We start from the raw sequence: 17,993 nt of genomic DNA on the forward strand, positions 1-17,993 counted from the left end.
TAACTTAACTCATTCCCACAATATGAGGGATAATCATTAAAATTGCAAAAGCATTCCTTTCAAAATATCGTTTTATTTCTGTATAAAACCCGCATTTTCGTCAGAATATCAGAAAAAGAAACGATTCATAAAAAAAGGCGCTTTCGCGCCTTTTCTCAATTGATGACAAGATTAACGAGCTTGGCGTGCTTGTTGTTCTTTCAACAAATCTTCATAAGTAACATCTGTATTCGTCACTTTTGCAGCAGCAAGAATGTGATCAACCACTTGATCTTCTAAAACTACAGCTTCGATTTGAGCACGTTGCTGTTTGTCATTTTTGAAGTATTCAATCACTTCAGTTGGATCTTCATAAGAAGATGCCATGTCATCGATATAAGCATCTACACGAGTTTGATCTACTTCAAGTTTAGCATCTGCAAGAACTTTACTTACCAGTACACCAAGTTTTACAGAACGCTCAGCTTGCTCTTTAAACAGTTCGTCTGGAAGCATGCTTTTATCAAATGATTGTGCGCCTGCACCACCAAACTGTTGAGTGAATTGTTGAATCATTTGTTCGCGTTGACGATCAATTTCTTGAGCAACCATTGCAGCAGGAACTTCGATTTCATTTGCAGCAACAAGTGCATCAAAAGCGGCTTGTTTTACTTGGTTACGCAAACCGTTACGAACTTCGCGCTCCATGTTCTTACGAACATCGGCTTTAAGTTTTTCAACACCATCTTCTTCAGTCAAGCCAAAGATTTTAAGGAATTCTGCGTCAATTTCAGGAAGTTTTGCTTTTTCAACTTGCTTCACAGTAATTTTAAATTGCGCTTGTTTACCTGCAAGGTTTTCAGCTTGGTAATCTTCAGGGAAAGTAACGTCGATCTCTTTTTCTTCGCCTGCTTTCATCCCCACGATCCCATCTTCAAAACCAGGAATCATGCGACCAGAACCTAATACCAGTTTAAAGTCTTCAGCAGAACCGCCTTCAAACTTTTCACCATCAATCGAACCTTCAAAATCGAAAGTCACTTGCATGTCTTTTTTCGCCATACCTTTGGTTACAGCCCAAGTTTGACGTTGTTTTTGCAAGTTTTCGATCATTTGGTCAACGTCTTTGTCGTTGATTTCAGTTGATTTGCGTTCAACTTCCAAATCATTAAATGCTTTAACTTCAACTTCTGGATACACTTCAACAGTCGCTTCATAAACTAAAGCGTCATCTTTATGTTCCACTTTTTCAATGTTCGGCATGCCTACAGCATTGATTTTTTCTTGTTGAATTGCTTCAAATACACTGTCACGAATGATGTCGTTCACTACTTCCTGATAAATACCAGGACCGAAGTCTGAACGTACACGTGACATAGGCACTTTACCTGGACGGAAGCCGTTGATCTTCACAGTTTTGGCAGTGCGTTTTAAACGAGCTTCAAATTGCTCATTAATACGGCTCGTCGGTACAGAAACATTTAAACGACGGGCAACGCCCGAAACCGCTTCAGTCGTTACTTGCATGGCTTCCTCGATAATTAGTTAGAGTAACAATTTTTAAAAGTGCCACATTATATGACAACTTTCCCGATATACAAAACGGATGATGAAAAAGGAAGTTTTTAATGGGAAAAAAACCAATTTGCCAAAAAAGTATAAAACTTAAAAAAAGCTTAAAAAATATTTTTTTTAAAAGAGCATATTTTCATCTATATCAATAATTTATTTAATTTTCATAATGTTAAATATATACATGTAAAATAATGTATCTAAAAATCCATAATAGCTCCTTTTTTTAACAAGAAATCCAATCATCAAAAACTATTTATAAAAATAATAATCATTATTATTCACATACTTTTTATTATTGATATCTGTGGCTATGTCTTTTATTAAAACGCGCAAGAAGATTGTTTCATCCGCAATCGCCTCTTCTTTATCTGTTGTTGCTGTTTCAGCAATTGCACAAGATGACGTTTCCCATTTACCTACTATTCACGCTGAAGCAAGTACTGACAGTTTGAAAGTAGATAACTCGGCTAATAAAAAATATGTTGCACCTCTTTTAGATACACCAAAATCGGTTACCGTTGTTTCGCAGAAACTTTTACAAGATACAGGTTCCAACTCTTTAACACAGGCATTACAAAACGTGCCTGGAATTACATTTGCAGCAGGCGAAGGTGGTACACCGTTTGGAGATACACCTTATATTCGTGGTTATAGCTCCCAGTCTTCTATTTATATAGATGGTGTACGCAATGCCACCCTACAAAATCGTGATATGTTTGCGATTGAACAGGTAGAAGTCACAAAAGGTTCAAGCTCCACTTTATCGGGCGGGGGCGGTGTTGGCGGTAGTATCAACCTCGTTACCAAACAAGCGCATCAGGGTGATGTTTATCAAGGCACTGTCGCAGCAGGTACAGACGACTATCGCCAGATACAACTCGATGCCAATAAAGATTTTGGAAATGGTGTTGCTGGCCGTGTTGTTGTGATGGGACACCAAAATGATAAACCAGGCCAAAGTAATGGTGCTGAATATAATCGTGTTGGTCTGGCGCCAAGCATCGCATGGGGCTTGGGTACAGCAAATCGCGGATTATTAAGCTATTATTATTTACAAAGTTATGACGAACCTGATGCAGGTATTCCATTTTTATCTACAGGCGGAAAACCCTATCAAGCCAAACAAGGAATCTACTATGGTTGGAAAAATCGCGATTTTGATAAACGTGAAAACCATATTGGCACCTTTAAATTAGAGCATGATTTCAATGATAATTTGACCTTATCTAACGTTATTAATTATACAAAATCAAAAACAGATTATGTTTACACCAACTCAAATGACTCTAAAACGGGTACAAATGGGCTAAATAATGTTTTAAATGGTTATATTTATCGTGGTCATGCGCTAAGTCGAATTTCTGACACCGATGCTTATTCAGACCAACTTGCCTTAACTGGGAAATTCAATACAGGCGCCATTAAACACTCGTTTAACACAGGCGTTGAATGGAGTTTACAAGACACTGATATGGGGTCTTACACTTTTAGTAAATCTGCAACAAATGCAGATGCTCAGTGTAATGCTGTGACTTATTGGTGTACTAGTGTCAACAGTCCAGATAATCCAGCCATGATTGGTACACGTGATGCAAATCCTGCGGTCACGACCACTCGTAGTCGTACCGTTGGTTTATATGCGCTTGATAGCATCGAATTTACACCGCAATGGTTAATGAATCTTGGTTTGCGTTGGGATAAATTCGATACAGAAGCCAAATACAATAAAGTATCTGGAACCACCCCTGCGGGAACGAGCATTGAAAGCGATAGCGATTTCTTTAGTTATCAGGCCGGTCTAATCTTCAAACCAACTGAAAATGGTAGCATTTATGCGAGCTATGCGACTTCTGCCAACCCAGTGGGTGTTGGACAAGGCGATAGCAGTGAATCGGCAGTTGCCATTACCATTAATGACTTGAAACCTGAAAAAGCTCGTACCTACGAAGTGGGTACAAAATGGGATATCTTCAATAAACGTGCCAATGTCACTGCTGCTATTTTCCGTACTGAGAAACAAAATACTCGTATTCAGGATGCAGCAGGTTTTTATTCAAATGTGGGTGAAAGTAAAGTTGATGGTTTTGAGCTTGGCTTAAACGGTCATATCACCAATAAATGGGAAGTTTCAGCAGGTTATAGTTACTTAGACAGTGAACTCACCGATGGTGGCTTTTCACGTGGAACAGCAGTTCCAGCAGGTGGCCCAATCCCATATGTTGCAAAAAACAGTGCAACATTATGGTCGACTTATAAAGTCTTACCACAGTTGACTGTAGGTGCGGGTGCTCAATACAAAGACAATGTCTATGTCAATTCAAGCACAACAGCAGAAAAATATATGCCTGCTTACACCATTTATAATGCCATGGCGAAATATGAAATTAACCCCAATGTGAACTTACAACTAAATGTAAATAACATTTCGGATAAACGTTATTTCACAAGCGCCCATGCTGCACACTACGCTTTTGAAGGTGATGGTCGTAATGCAGTATTAGCAATTAATTTTAAATACTAAGCCTTAAAGCCATAATTTAATTATGGCTTTATTAAAAACTCATATAAAATAGCCTCATCTTTGAGGCTATTTTTACAATTGACGCTTTCTTGCCAAAGGTATATTCCACATGATTCATCATATTCCCAATGTACTTAGCAAAGAACAGGTTACAGAATTTAGAGCATTGATGGGGTCGGCCAATTGGGTTGGGGGTAAAGTCACTGCTGGAACTTTGTCTGCATCAGTCAAACATAATCAACAGTTATCTGAACAAGATCCTTTGACCCAGCATTTAAGTGATCTGGTGATTAAGGCTATCTGGAATCATCCTACATTCCAAACCGCAGCCCTTCCCCATCAAATTATTCCACCTTTATTTAATCGTTACGATGAACATGAAAGTTTTGGATTTCATGTAGATAATTCGATTCGATTGATCCGTGGTACAACTGAACAAATCCGCACCGATTTATCCTGCACCTTATTTTTAAGTGAACCTGACGAGTATGACGGTGGTGAGCTTGTCATTGAAGATACTTATGGCTACCACGAAGTTAAACTTCCCGCAGGCGATGTCGTACTTTATCCTGCAACCAGTTTACATGAGGTCAGTAGTATTACTCGTGGTACACGTTTCGCTTCTTTTTTCTGGGTACAAAGTTTGATTCGTGATGATAACAAACGACATTTATTATTTACTTTGGATGAGTCCGTTCGCAATTTACGTATGCAACATGGAGACCATTATCCAGAAGTGATGAAGTTAACCAATATTTATCATAATCTAATGCGAATGTGGTCTGAGTTATAAAACAAACCCCACCAACCTATAAATAAAAAATATTGCCAATATACAACCATTAATAGGGAAATATTTCCTTATAAATTGCAATTTATGCAAAAAATAGGGAAATATTTTTCATTTATTCAAATTAAAATTTAGGATATGATTTTGCATGTGCGATGTTTTTCACCTACACTCAAATGAGTTGTAAAATCTTTTACTCAGGTGAAACCACTAAGCTTTTTTAATGGTATATGGAAATGAAATATATTTTTGCTTTTTCCAAATCTACAACTGATTTGACCGCACTCCTGATGCTGCGCCAAGCGCGCATACTCTCTTTTTGCCTCTAAAACAGGCCTCAAAATTTTTAAGCTATTTTTCTTTAAATCATTTTATTTAGACACCATATATAAAGTAGTAAGCTGCCTGAAAAAAATTGAGCAAGTGCGCTACGACAAGGAGTTATCTCATGATGTTGGCAGATCCAAGCAAAAAATACCGCCGTATGTATCAGCGCGTCGACTTACCTGACCGCCAATGGCCAAATAACGAAATCACAAAAGCACCCATCTGGATGAGTACCGACTTACGTGACGGTAATCAAGCAATTTTTGAACCGATGGATATTGATCAAAAATTTAAAATGTTCCAGATGTTGGTCAAAATTGGTTTCAAACACATTGAAATTGGTTTTCCTTCAGCGTCTCAAATGGACTTTGATTTTACCCGTAAGTTAATCGAAGAAAATCACATTCCAGATGATGTCTATATTGAGGTCTTGGTACAAGCACGTGATCACTTGATCGAACGTACTTTTGAATCTTTAGTCGGTGCAAAACGCGCTATTGTGCATATTTATAATGCAAATTCACCGACCTTCCGTCAAAAAGTTTTAAATGTCGATGCGAATGGCTCTAAGGCTTTAGCCGTCAATGCAGCTAAGAAAATCAAAGAAATTGCAGCGCAATATCCTGAAACAGAATGGGTATTCCAATACAGTCCAGAATGCTTTTCTGCCACAGAATTAGAAGTTGCTAAAGATGTCTGTGATGCTGTGACTGAAATTTGGGAAGCATCACCTGACAACAAAGTTATTTTAAACTTGCCTGCAACAGTCGAAGTCTCAACGCCAAATGTTTATGCAGACCAGATCGAATGGATGCACCGCAATATTGCGCGTCGTGATGGCGTGCTTATTTCAGTTCACTGTCACAATGACCGCGGTTGCGGTATTGCAGCTTCTGAACTTGCGATTATGGCGGGAGCAGATCGTGTTGAAGGCTGTGTGTTTGGTAATGGTGAACGTACGGGTAATGTTGATGTCGCAGCAATTGCCTTAAATATGTACACGCAGGGTGTTGCACCTGAGTTAGATTTTTCCAACATCAACGAAGTAATTGCCACAATTGAAGAATGCACAGGTTTACCTGTACATCCACGTCATCCTTATGCAGGTGACTTGGTCTTCACGGCGTTCTCTGGTTCACATCAGGATGCAATCAAAAAAGGCTTTGAATTTCAGAAAAATGAAGAAATCTGGGATATGCCTTATTTACCTATCGATCCGAAAGACTTGGGTCGTGACTATGATGCTGTGATTCGTGTCAATAGTCAGTCTGGTAAAGGCGGTATTGCTTATTTGTTAGAGTCCAACTACAACGTGGTATTGCCGCGTCGTTTACAGATTGAATTTTCGCAAATTGTGCAACAACACACCGACAGTAATGGCACAGAAATTAGCGCAACTGAAATCTGGAATTTATTTCAAGATACTTATGTAAATGCCAAAGAGCGCCATTATACTGCGAAAAACTATCGCCTTTCTGACGTAAATGGGACTCAAGCGATTGAATTAGAAATTGAAATTGATGGAGAAATTCAGCAATTGCGTGGTGAAGGCAATGGTCCAATTTCTGCCTTCTTAAATGCACTTCAATTACCAATTGACGTTTTGAACTATGAAGAACGTAGTATTAGCTCTGGCGCTAACGCCAAAGCCTTAACCTTAATCGAAATTCAGGTAAAAGGAACTGGAAAAAGTACTTTCGGCGCAGGTGTCCATGACAACACTGTTACATCCTCAATTGAAGCGATTTTGGCCTCGACCAACCGTTTAATTGAACAAGGCGTATTAAGCACCGAACAAGTGGCTGCCGCTGCTGTATAAACGATGTAAAACACTCTTTTTGAAAGGATACCTATGGTATCCTTTCTGTATTATTGATTTAAAGATAAAAGGCGAATCGCTCCCGTGTCTTTTCCATCTGACTCCGTGGGTTTGGTCACTCCACAAAAGTTTCAATTTGAACACCCTCTACATTTAGAATGTGGCCGAAGTTTACCGCGTTTCGAACTGATGGTTGAAACCTATGGTACGTTAAATGCGGATAAATCTAACGCAATTCTCATTTGCCATGCGCTCTCTGGACATCATCATGCAGCGGGTTATCACCACGAAGATGACAAAAAAGCGGGTTGGTGGGATGCTTGCATCGGTCCAGGAAAAGCGATTGATACCAATCATTTTTTTGTGGTAGCGCTGAATAATATTGGTGGATGTAATGGCTCGACTGGGCCGACCTCGCCAAATCCTGAAAATGAAAATCGTCCTTACGGCCCCGATTTCCCATTGGTCACTGTGCGTGATTGGGTCAAAACCCAAACCATGCTGTCAGACCGATTAGGCATTGATATCTGGTATGCCATTATTGGTGGTTCTTTGGGAGGAATGCAGGCGTTACAATGGTCGGTGGATTATCCTGATCGCTTAAAAAACTGTGTGATTATTGCCAGCGCACCTAAACTTTCCGCACAAAATATTGCCTTTAATGAAGTGGCGCGCCAGTCGATTCTTTCTGATCCAGATTTTTATCATGGTCGTTATCTGGAAAATGACAGCTACCCAAAACGTGGGCTGATTTTGGCACGGATGGTCGGTCACATCACCTATCTTTCTGAAGAAGCAATGAAACAAAAGTTTGGTCGTGATTTAAAATCTGGCAAATTTATGTATGGCTTTGATGTCGAATTTCAGGTGGAAAGCTATCTGCGCTATCAAGGCGAACAATTTAGCCGAAACTTTGATGCTAATACATATTTGATTATGACCAAAGCATTGGATTATTTTGACCCGTCACGTGAGTATGAACAGTCATTAACTAAAGCGATGGCACAAACTCAATGTCGCTTTCTGGTAGTTTCATTTACAACGGATTGGCGTTTTGCCCCAGAACGTTCTCAGGAAATTGTAGATGCTCTCATTACCAATCATAAACCTGTGACTTATCTGGATATCAATGCTGAACAAGGGCATGATTCATTTTTATTTCCAATTCCACTGTATGTAAAAGCATTACGCGCTTTTTTAGGCGGTGAAGCGCTTTTAAAATCGACAGTACAAGTGGAGGCGATCTGATGCGTATAGACCAACAACTTGCAGAAAAGTGGATTAAACCTGGGTCTAGTGTGCTTGATTTAGGCTGTGGAGATGGCGAATTATTGGCTCATATGAGCAAAAAACATCAAATTCGTGCTTATGGCCTAGAAATTGATCAAGAAAAGATTGCAATTGCCGTCAGTCGCGGGTTAAATATTATTCAGCAAGACTTGAATCTTGGCTTGAGTCGTTTCGCAGATCAATCTTTTGATAATGTGGTTATGGCACAAGCTTTGCAAGCTGTAGATGCACCAGATGTTTTATTACGTGATATGGTGCGAGTGGGCAAACAAGCCATCATTACTTTTCCAAACTTTGCGCATTGGAAGACGCGCTCGTTTTTGGCTTTGAAAGGAATGATGCCTGTTTCAGATGCATTACCCTATATGTGGTATAACACGCCCAATATTCATTTATGTACTTTCCGAGATTTTGAAGCACTCTGTGCAGAAAATCAGATTCGGATCATTAATCGACTTGCCGTCAATGGAAATCAGCAAGGGAGCTTTTTAAGTAAGCATGTCCCTAATTTGTTTGGTGAAGTCGCAATATATCGAGTGAGCGCTCTATGAAAAAAACATTATTCAGCACACTAGTAGTTGGACTTTTGAGTATTCACGCACATGCTGATTACGTTGCCCAACCACAGTCTATTGCAGCTCAGGCTGCGCACTTTTCAACCATGAGTGTGAATGACCTGATGAAGGCCGCTAAAGCTGGACAGGCGGGTGCACAGTTTTATTTAGGTTCGCATTACCAGTATGGTAAAGACGTTGCTAAAGATGAAAAACAAGCCTTTACGTGGTTTAAAGCAGCCGCAGATCAGGGCCTATCTCCTGCTCAGTTAAATGTCGGCCGTATGTATGCAGATGGTGTAGGCGTTGCTAAAAATGAAGCTATGGCGCGTAAATACTTTGAAAAAGCAGCCAGTAATGGTGACAACCGTGCTAGTTATAATCTCGCCATGATGGAAGAACAAAAGAAAAACTATCAGGGCGCGTACCAATGGTACGAGTTATCGACTCGTGATGGCATGTTAGATAATAAAGTGATTAACATGTCACAAAGCAAAAAAACTGCTTTGGCTGCCAACTTGACCCAAGATCAGATTCGTCAAGCGGTTGATCGTGCTGACAAATGGATTCAGGCGCAGTAAGTTCTTAAAATTTTAAAGCACCTTCGGGTGCTTTTTGTTTTTTAATTTTCTCTTTTTATTCAGGTTTTGATTATGTCTGCACCGCATTGGCTCTCTCAAGGTACTTTAGTTTTAGCCAGTAACAACAAAGGTAAAATTACCGAATTTGAAAAACTCTTTGCAGAGCTTAAACTTCCTATTGATGTCATTCCGCAAGGGCAACTGGACATTCCAGATGCGATTGAAGATGGACTGAGCTTCATTGAAAATGCCATTATTAAAGCACGTCATGCCGCTAAAATTTCAGGAAAACCTGCCATTGCAGATGATTCTGGAATTTGTGTTCCTGTATTAGACGGCGCACCGGGTATCTACTCAGCACGTTATGCAGGTGATCATGGCAATGACACGGCCAATAATGAAAAATTACTTGATGATTTGAAACCTTTCCGTCGCTCAGGACAAGTCATTGAAGGCATGTTTGTCTGCATACTAGCGTTGGTCGAACATTCAGAAGATCCGCTCCCGCAAATCTTTCAGGGCTTTTGGCACGGCGAAATTTTAGAAGTAGCGCGCGGCGAACATGGTTTTGGTTATGATCCTTTATTCTGGCTACCTGAACTTGGCATCAGTAGTGCTGAAATGAGCAAAGAAGAAAAAAATAAGATTAGCCATCGAGGACAGGCGATGCAACGCTTTCGTGAGAGTTTGATGACTAGATCATGAATTAAAAAATGAATAAAGTATTTATACAACATTAGATACGCGAAAACGTCGTTCGCAACTGTTCGAGACAAACCATAATCTGCAATATATTGTTTCTGCGATATATTATTATGTAGTGCAAGATAACGAGTTTTGCGAACGACAATGGTTTTGCCTACTTTTGCCAAAACAAAAGTAGGTTTGATCTATTTTCAAACATTATTAATGATAAGACACTCTTTTGAAATAAAGACTTAATAGATTAAATTCTATTGCGCTTCGACCATTTAGACTTAAAAATAAAAATGCAGCAACATCCCATAAACTGCAATCACCACACAACTGACAATCGTACCCGACGCAATATACTTCGCTGAAATTCCAGTCCCCTGATAATGGGTTTCCAGTGCCACAATATTTGCCGCAGGCGGTAAACAAAACAATAAAAACATGACACCGATATATTGCTGAACATGTGGAATCGGCAGATAAAAATAAGCAAGACTACACAATGCTATACCACAAATGATTTTAAGCCCCAAAATCATGCTACTCCGTTTTAAGTCATCCATATTGACTTTGGTTCGGCGTAACCACATGCCCAATACACACATTCCCGCAAAAGTCATTCCAATCTTACTTACACTATAAATGTGATCAAACCAATAAGTTTCTTGGATATTTTGCAGCCCCATCAGCCTAAATAATCCAGCTAGAACCAAAGCAACAAAAGGTGGGGATTGCATCACTTTTTTTATAATGACCGATTTTGGCTGTGGCTCTAAAGATACCGCAGTAACGGCCCAGATATTGCCAAAAATAGACCCGCCAATATATAAGGCAACCATAGCAGAGCTAATCTGAGAGCCAAATAAAGCAATTGCAAATGGAAAGCCCAACCATGCCATATTGACGTAGCTAAAACATAATGCGCCTAAACGATCTTTAAAGAATTGCATAAAAAGCGCATATAGCAAAACTGCAGAGAAAAAACTAAAGAGCATCAAACTTAAACTACCAGCCTGATAAAACACCATATTGTAAATAATTACAATCGGAATAAAGACACGGGCAAGTAAGGTCGCAAGGAATGGTTTTATGCGCTCAGAACATCTAGTCTGAGCCAGAAATAGTCCAATAAGAAAGGCAATAAGAGGGAGAGCTAAATTCACAAGAAACCCTGAAATGCAGATGCAATGATCGGATTCCATACTAACATTATTCTATCACAAACCATAAATTGTCTTAAAAATGAAATATTTCTGTCACCTTCCTGTCATTGCATACTGTTGAAATATCCACAAACTTTTGGAGGATATAAAAATGGCAGGCTTATCGATTTGGCATGTAGTCATTTTCTTAATCGTTGTTGTACTTTTATTTGGTACATCTAAACTCAAAAATCTGGGTAAAGACGTAGGCGGTGCGGTTAAAGACTTTAAAAAATCAATTCGTGAAGACGAAGAAAAGGCTGCGCTTAATCAACCTAAAACCATTGATGCAGATGTAAAAACGACTGAACCTGCCTCCTCTGTCAAAGGTTAAGGAACAGGGTTATGCTGAATGTTGGAATGACAGAAATCCTGTGTTTTGCAGTCATTGCAATTCTGGTTTTAGGGCCTGACAAATTGCCTGAAGCGGCACGTTTTGCAGGGCGTTGGTATGCCAGAATTAAGCGTCATATCAGCAATATTCAAAATGAAATTGATCGTGAACTCAAAATTTCTGAATTCCGCAAAGAAATGCAGGATGAGTTAAATCGAATTGAAGCACTCGAACGCAAAGTACAATCTCAACTGGAAGAAATAGAAAAGAGAAAACTTTCCGAATTAGAACAAACTCCTCAAAATCATCAGGAAACACAAAAAATTGTTCGAGTGTATTCATTTATTTCAACCGCAAATTATGTTCCGTTTAATACATGGCAGCGACATCAAAAAATGAATGAATGCGCCCATCAAGAAGCTACCCTGCAACCGACTTCTCCTATTGAACTGAAGATTGCCGTATGAATCAGCTACCCTCAAACACCCTAAATACAGCCGAAACATTACAACAAATGCCGCTGACCAATCATTTGATGGTGTTACGCAAACATCTGTTTAAAATTGTTGGGGTAACGCTATTTTTATTTTTTTGCCTACTTCCTTTTCGTAATTATACTTATCAATGGCTGTCTGAACCGTTACGCACGCAATTACCTGCATCATCATCCATGATTGCAACGGACGTTACAGCAACCTTTATGGCACCATTCAAACTGAATCTGTTTGTGGCAATTGTACTGGCTATGCCTTTTATTCTTTATCAATTATGGTCATTTGTTAAACCTGCACTTTATGCCAGAGAACGTTATTTAGCTTTACCGTTGTTAGTCGGTAGCATTGTTTTATTTTTTGCAGGCATTGCCTTTGCTTATTTCATCACCCTGCCTGCGATCTTGCATTTTTTCATTAGCGTTTCACCTGAAACAGTTGCACCAATGACTGATATCAATAGTTATCTTGAGTTCTGTCTTAAACTATTTCTGGTCTTTGGCTTTACTTTTGAAATTCCAATCATCACTTTATTGCTGATTTTAATTGGTGTCGTAACGACAAAAAGTCTGGCCGAGAAACGACGTTTTATTATTGTCGGCTGTTTCTTTGTTTCTATGTTTATTACCCCACCTGATGCCATTTCAATGGTGATGCTTGCTGTCCCGATGTGGCTATTATTTGAGATGGGATTGTTTTTTGGGAAACTACTAGAAAAACCAGCAAACTAAAATGACCAAATACGAAACCCTATTGCGAGCTTGAATATTCACATATTCAGGCTTTTTCATTATGAACTATTTATTTGATTTTAAAATAATAATGTCTTTAAATTGACTTTAAATCGTAAGAAAAATGTCATGTAACTTGCCTAGAATCAATGCCACAAATATACCCACAAACGTTATGGATTTATTATGACATCGGCAAGCAATCATCCTACCCGTCGTGATTTACTTAAATGGTTTAGCGGAATTCCTTTCTTGCCACTTGGGGCGATGGCAACAGCTGCAACTCTTGCAGGCTGCAACGATAGCGATAATGACACGGCGACTACACCAATTAAACCAGCCAATTTTAAAAATGCAACTTTTACTCCAATGACAGCACCGACATTGGCTGATCCAGCAGCAATGGCAACCACATCTGTCGGTTCAAAATTAAGTATCTCTTGGGATGATGGTTCAAAAACAGACTATCAACTTGGATACAGCTCATTTTTTAAAACAGGTGAAAGCGTTCCTGCCTTAAATGGCGGTACGATCGTTGCTGGTGGTTATTTTGATGTCAATGGTAACCCAATCAAAGATACGTCTGTTGCAGGTTCAGAGCGCCAATTCTTCTCTGACTGTCCAGATGGTTCATCTTTGATCCAAATTGAAGGGGCTTCTGTTGCGGGCGTTACCAATCCTGTGTTCCATGTTGTTCAATTTGAATACACGACTAAAAATTTGGCAGGAACCAGCATGTACGGTCAACTGCCATCGCCTATCGCTATTTTGACGCTTGATCAAGATCAAAAAACAGGTCATTTAACGCTTAAAAAATATTTTAACGTGGATATGTCCAAAGTTCATGGCTTATGGATTACCTGTGGTGCTAGTCTTTCTCCGTGGAATACACACCTTTCTAGCGAAGAATATGAACCAGATGCATTTAAACAAGGTATTGGTGGCCCAAGTGCGGATGGTATCGGGACATACTATTTTGGCGATGCCTCAAAAGCAAATCCTTATAACTATGGCCACTTACCAGAAATTGTGGTGAATAAAGACGGTTCAGGTACAGCAAAAAAACATTTCTGTTTAGGTCGTATTTCACATGAATTGATTCAAGTGATGCCAGATAATCGTACTGCGATTATGGGCGATGACTATACCAATGGCGGTTTCTTTATGTTCGTGGCAGATAAAGAAAAAGATTTATCTGCGGGAACACTCTATGTTGCCAAATATCTGGATGTATTAACCGAATCGACAACAGCGCGTATTCAGTGGATTAAACTGGGATCAACCAACAGTAAAACGATTGAAGATCTTGTCAATGTTCGTGGTATTAAACCCGAAAACATTATGGAAAGTTTAACAACTGATCCAAATGATGCAAGTTATACCCAGATTGTACTTGCCAAGAAAAAACTTTGGATCAAACTCAAAACTGCCAACAACGGCTTTACGGATGCAGAAATTCAACTTGCTGCTGCTTTCCTTGAAACACATCGTTATGCTGCACTTAAAGGCGCAAGTATGGCCTTTACCAAAATGGAAGGCACAACAGTAAATATCAAGGACAAAGTTGGTTATTCTGCACTGGCCAACATTCAGGACTCTATGGTGAAAGGAGCTTCTGGATGGGTTGAAAGCAATAACGTATCCTTTAGCAAAACCATCAAAGCTGGCGGTGTATTGGCGCATGATCTCGCATCAGGTCAAGTGGATAGTACTGGTGCAGCCATCAATAGTGACTGGGCAGCAAAACAAAGCCATATGCTGATTGTTGGCAGTGATACAAGCATCGATAGTCTAGGTAATACAGCCGATCCAAACAATATCGCAAGCCCAGATAACCTCAAATATTCAGAAACATTGCGTACGCTGTTTATTGGTGAAGACAGTGGTAATCACATCAATAACTTCTTATGGGCATATAATGTCGATAGTAAACAGTTGATTCGATTACTTTCAGCACCAGCAGGCGCCGAGTCAACAGGTTTACATGCGGTAGATAACGTCAATGGCTGGACGTATATCATGAGTAACTTCCAGCATGCGGGTGACGAATGGGATCGTTTCTATAAAGTAGATAGCAAAACAGGCGTACGTACTGGTTTAAGTGAAAATGACCAAAAAGTGCTGACTGATGCCATCAATAAAAACTATAACAATGGCTTTGCTGCATCAGTGGGTTACATTACCGCAGATCCAATTGCACCTTCTGTTGTTAAAAAATAATTTCAGTGATTTCAAACAAAGCTGACTTCGGTCAGCTTTGTTGGTTTAAGGGAATATTCAAATCTATGATTTGATCTTTTAAATCGCCCCACTGTGTTTTTTCCAGCCAATTCCATTGTTGATTTTTCATGCTTAAAAAATTAGAACAACGTGTGCCGTATATAGGGCTTTGAATAAATGTAGATGATAAAAGTTGTTCCATTTCTGAACTAATACCAGTTTTAGGTAAAAGCTCAGGAATCACTTGACGTTCATCTTCCAAAATGTCCCATGCAGCATATTCAAAATCATCTTCATTTGCATTGACTTGTAACATAGGCAGAAATTCTTGAGTAAAACGAGTTCTTAAATGCTTGGTTTTTTCCCAATGCTCTGACATTAAACCATTAGAAACCACATACACGCCTTTGGCTAATACTTGTGGTGCTTCCCCGCGATTACTCATATAAACCGCCTGAGCTTGATCTCCCATAAATAAATTAAAACCTGCATATTGTTGTTGCCGTTGCTCAAGCTGTTTTGCAAAACGTATCGGCGTTAAATCGGACAACAAGAAATCTTCGACCAATGCACCTCTCGATGTGTCATACGTTTTTTTATCCTGACCATCACGAAAATTTGTGACAACCGCCCAACGCCCTGAAGCAGTCACGCCCATCCACGTGCCACCTGACTGTAAGTCCTGTCCTGCTACAATTGGAAGATTTGACCATTGGTAAAGTTGTGTGGTGGGCCGCGCATAAAATTCATCCCGATTTGATAATAAGCAGATCGGCGTTTGTTCTAAAACTTGCCAAGCCAATGCGACAATACACATGATTTTTTTCTCGTCATCTTTTACACATTGAATGTACAACATTTTTCTTTTATTCCGTTAGAATCTCACGAAGATAAAAAATCAAGGAATAGGAATGCTGACCTACCCGAATATTGACCCTGTTGCACTGTCGCTCGGGCCATTGAAAGTCCATTGGTATGGGCTGATGTATCTCTTGGCCTTTTTATGCGCTTGGGGACTTGCTTCTTATCGTGCTAAACAACGTGATGGCTGGACAGCCGACATGGTTTCCGATCTTGTGTTCTATGGAGCGCTTGGCGTGGTACTGGGTGGGCGTATTGGCTATGTGCTGTTTTATGAGTTTGGCAAGTTCTTGTCTGATCCACTTTGGTTGTTTCAGGTCTGGACAGGCGGCATGAGTTTTCATGGGGGATTCATCGGGGTCATGCTTGCCATGATTCTCTGGTGCCGAAAATACCAAAAAACTTGGTTTGAAACACTGGACTTTATTGCGCCTTGTGTTCCGACAGGCTTAATGTTCGGTCGTATTGGTAATTTTATCGGTGGAGAATTATATGGTCGTGCAGTTCAAGATCCGAATTATCCATTTGGTATGATCTTTCCAACAGATCCCTTGCATCTGGTACGTCATCCATCGCAAATTTATCAAGCCGTCTGTGAAGGTCTTATTCTATTTTTAGTGCTCTGGTGGTTTAGCAGTAAACCGCGTCCACGCATGGCTATTTCTGCTCTATTTCTAATCGGTTATGGTCTAGCTCGATTCAGTATGGAATTTTTCCGTGAGCCAGATGCAGATCAGGGTTTTATTCTATTTGGCTGGATGACCAAAGGACAAATCTTGACAGTACCCATGATTTTAATTGGTTTATGGATGCTCTGGTACGCCTATAAACGAAAAATTTATGATTGGGGTCCACTAAAGAATCGTTAAAATAGATTTTCAAGCGTATTAAATTTCGGTCTAGCCAAGAACTAGACCGTTTTTTTATGCTTCATGAAAACGTTCAACCTTTATGTTTGAGTCGATACTGTTCTGGTGTCAGGCTGGTAAGCGCTTTAAAAGCACGGGAAAAATTTGAAGAAGATGAATATCCCAACTCATAAGCGATGTCGGTAATACTGACATTGCTTTGTGTAAGTCGTTGTTTGGCTCGTGACAATATCACCTCTTTTTTGATTCGATTAAAATCCTTTTCTTGTTTATTTAACTGACGTTGTAAGGTTTTAGTAGAAACATGCAATAACTGAGCGCATTCGGCCAAAGTCGGTATGTGATAAGTATTCATCAACATCATTCTGATCCATTCAGGGAAATCCTGTCCACGCGTGATTTCCTTCATCTGTTCCTGACATTTAATTTCAACCGCTTTTAGTGTCATGTCATCAGCCAAAGGTAATTTATAGTTTAACAATTCCTGAGTAAAAACAATTTTTATTCCTGACTTTAACAGAGCATTAAAATGAAATTTGACCTGTTTTAACTGCCGAAAACGATTGAGATACAGCGGCTCATAGGTCGAGAGAAAAATTGAATAACTTGTTGTAACCTCATCATTAAGCAATTCACAAATATTGTGATGCAATGCCACCGCAATCGCTTCAATATGAAAATTGAGAGTGAGCTGCTCCATCACGACATCAGGTTCAATTAATAATTCAAGCTGTTCATGGTCATAACGAATAGATGCCTTAAAACTTGGCATAATCAAATTAAAATAACGTGTCACCAAAATCAGCGCATGTTCTAAGGTTTCACTGGTTAAAATGGCATATCCCACAAGACTGTGCGAACTTAAACGTAAAGATGCGCCTAATTCAAAAGCTAAATCTCGATTTTCGGGAAAGCTCAAACAATATTGAATAAATTTTTCAACCTGATTAATCGATACTTTTAAATCTGGTTGCTGCTGAAATTTTAGAACATCAATATCTAGCTCATCAAAAATCGGCTGCATAGAAATTTGACGTGCCACAAGTAACTCAATCAGTCTGAGATAATAACGCACAGGAATCAGCGGAATATTTTTATTGATCATATAATATTTACAGGTGGAGAAACCCATCATCCCAAACTACGCAGAATCTGA

General features: G+C 39.4%; 16 protein-coding genes. 12 read left to right on the forward strand and 4 right to left on the reverse strand.

Going from position 1 to position 17,993, the window contains the following annotated elements; translation table 11 throughout:
* Nucleotides 1–171: 171 nt before the first annotated feature.
* On the reverse strand, nt 172–1,506 hold the full coding sequence (gene tig, locus A7A69_RS03230; RefSeq protein ID WP_044433854.1) for a trigger factor: 1,335 nt from the start codon (nt 1,504–1,506) through the stop codon (nt 172–174).
* 358 nt (nt 1,507–1,864) lie between these two features.
* Here tig and A7A69_RS03235 point away from each other — a divergent pair, with 358 nt between their 5' ends.
* From A7A69_RS03235 to rdgB, 7 genes are all read left to right on the forward strand, one after another.
* Nucleotides 1,865–4,075: a TonB-dependent receptor gene (locus tag A7A69_RS03235; RefSeq protein ID WP_152876283.1), complete on the forward strand. Its 2,211-nt coding sequence runs from the start codon at nt 1,865–1,867 to the stop codon at nt 4,073–4,075.
* A gap of 109 nt (nt 4,076–4,184) precedes the next feature.
* On the forward strand, nt 4,185–4,868 hold the full coding sequence (locus tag A7A69_RS03240) for a Fe2+-dependent dioxygenase (protein WP_152876284.1): 684 nt from the start codon (nt 4,185–4,187) through the stop codon (nt 4,866–4,868).
* A gap of 445 nt (nt 4,869–5,313) precedes the next feature.
* Nucleotides 5,314–7,011 carry a 2-isopropylmalate synthase gene (leuA, locus tag A7A69_RS03245; RefSeq protein ID WP_120369697.1) on the forward strand — a complete coding sequence of 566 codons (1,698 nt, stop codon included), beginning with the start codon at nt 5,314–5,316 and terminating at the stop codon, nt 7,009–7,011.
* Nucleotides 7,012–7,095: 84 nt separating this feature from the next.
* Entirely contained in the window at nt 7,096–8,259 is a 1,164-nt protein-coding gene (gene metX / locus A7A69_RS03250) for a homoserine O-succinyltransferase MetX (RefSeq protein ID WP_187349157.1), read from the forward strand.
* Nucleotides 8,259–8,852: a methionine biosynthesis protein MetW gene (metW, locus tag A7A69_RS03255; RefSeq protein ID WP_120369699.1), complete on the forward strand. Its 594-nt coding sequence runs from the start codon at nt 8,259–8,261 to the stop codon at nt 8,850–8,852. Before metX ends, metW begins: the two co-directional genes overlap by 1 nt.
* Nucleotides 8,849–9,436: a tetratricopeptide repeat protein gene (locus tag A7A69_RS03260; RefSeq protein ID WP_120369700.1), complete on the forward strand. Its 588-nt coding sequence runs from the start codon at nt 8,849–8,851 to the stop codon at nt 9,434–9,436. Before metW ends, A7A69_RS03260 begins: the two co-directional genes overlap by 4 nt.
* Nucleotides 9,437–9,508: 72 nt before the next feature.
* Nucleotides 9,509–10,141: an RdgB/HAM1 family non-canonical purine NTP pyrophosphatase gene (gene rdgB / locus A7A69_RS03265; RefSeq protein WP_152876285.1), complete on the forward strand. Its 633-nt coding sequence runs from the start codon at nt 9,509–9,511 to the stop codon at nt 10,139–10,141.
* A 272-nt stretch (nt 10,142–10,413) separates the two neighbouring features.
* Here the strand turns inward: rdgB and A7A69_RS03270 are convergent, their stop codons facing one another.
* Nucleotides 10,414–11,292, reverse strand: a complete 879-nt coding sequence (locus A7A69_RS03270) for an AEC family transporter (RefSeq protein ID WP_187349158.1) — start codon at nt 11,290–11,292, stop codon at nt 10,414–10,416.
* A gap of 151 nt (nt 11,293–11,443) precedes the next feature.
* Here A7A69_RS03270 and tatA point away from each other — a divergent pair, with 151 nt between their 5' ends.
* The 4 genes from tatA (at nt 11,444) to A7A69_RS03290 (ending at nt 15,107) form a co-directional block, all read left to right on the forward strand.
* Nucleotides 11,444–11,665 carry a Sec-independent protein translocase subunit TatA gene (gene tatA / locus A7A69_RS03275; protein WP_120369703.1) on the forward strand — a complete coding sequence of 74 codons (222 nt, stop codon included), beginning with the start codon at nt 11,444–11,446 and terminating at the stop codon, nt 11,663–11,665.
* An 11-nt stretch (nt 11,666–11,676) separates the two neighbouring features.
* Entirely contained in the window at nt 11,677–12,132 is a 456-nt protein-coding gene (gene tatB / locus A7A69_RS03280; RefSeq protein WP_152876287.1) for a Sec-independent protein translocase protein TatB, read from the forward strand.
* Entirely contained in the window at nt 12,129–12,887 is a 759-nt protein-coding gene (tatC, locus tag A7A69_RS03285) for a twin-arginine translocase subunit TatC (RefSeq protein ID WP_120369705.1), read from the forward strand. Before tatB ends, tatC begins: the two co-directional genes overlap by 4 nt.
* A gap of 186 nt (nt 12,888–13,073) precedes the next feature.
* Complete coding sequence (locus A7A69_RS03290; RefSeq protein WP_152876288.1) at nt 13,074–15,107, forward strand: PhoX family protein; 2,034 nt, start codon at nt 13,074–13,076, stop codon at nt 15,105–15,107.
* Between the two features lie 31 nt (nt 15,108–15,138).
* Here the strand turns inward: A7A69_RS03290 and A7A69_RS03295 are convergent, their stop codons facing one another.
* Nucleotides 15,139–15,924: an NRDE family protein gene (locus tag A7A69_RS03295; RefSeq protein WP_152876344.1), complete on the reverse strand. Its 786-nt coding sequence runs from the start codon at nt 15,922–15,924 to the stop codon at nt 15,139–15,141.
* A gap of 94 nt (nt 15,925–16,018) precedes the next feature.
* Between A7A69_RS03295 and lgt the strand changes: the two genes are divergently transcribed.
* Nucleotides 16,019–16,837, forward strand: a complete 819-nt coding sequence (gene lgt, locus A7A69_RS03300; protein WP_151980392.1) for a prolipoprotein diacylglyceryl transferase — start codon at nt 16,019–16,021, stop codon at nt 16,835–16,837.
* Between the two features lie 73 nt (nt 16,838–16,910).
* Here the strand turns inward: lgt and A7A69_RS03305 are convergent, their stop codons facing one another.
* On the reverse strand, nt 16,911–17,942 hold the full coding sequence (locus A7A69_RS03305) for a helix-turn-helix domain-containing protein (RefSeq protein WP_152876289.1): 1,032 nt from the start codon (nt 17,940–17,942) through the stop codon (nt 16,911–16,913).
* Nucleotides 17,943–17,993: the final 51 nt, after the last annotated feature.

It is taken from the genome of Acinetobacter guerrae, from assembly GCF_009372255.1.
Classification (GTDB): domain Bacteria; phylum Pseudomonadota; class Gammaproteobacteria; order Pseudomonadales; family Moraxellaceae; genus Acinetobacter; species Acinetobacter guerrae.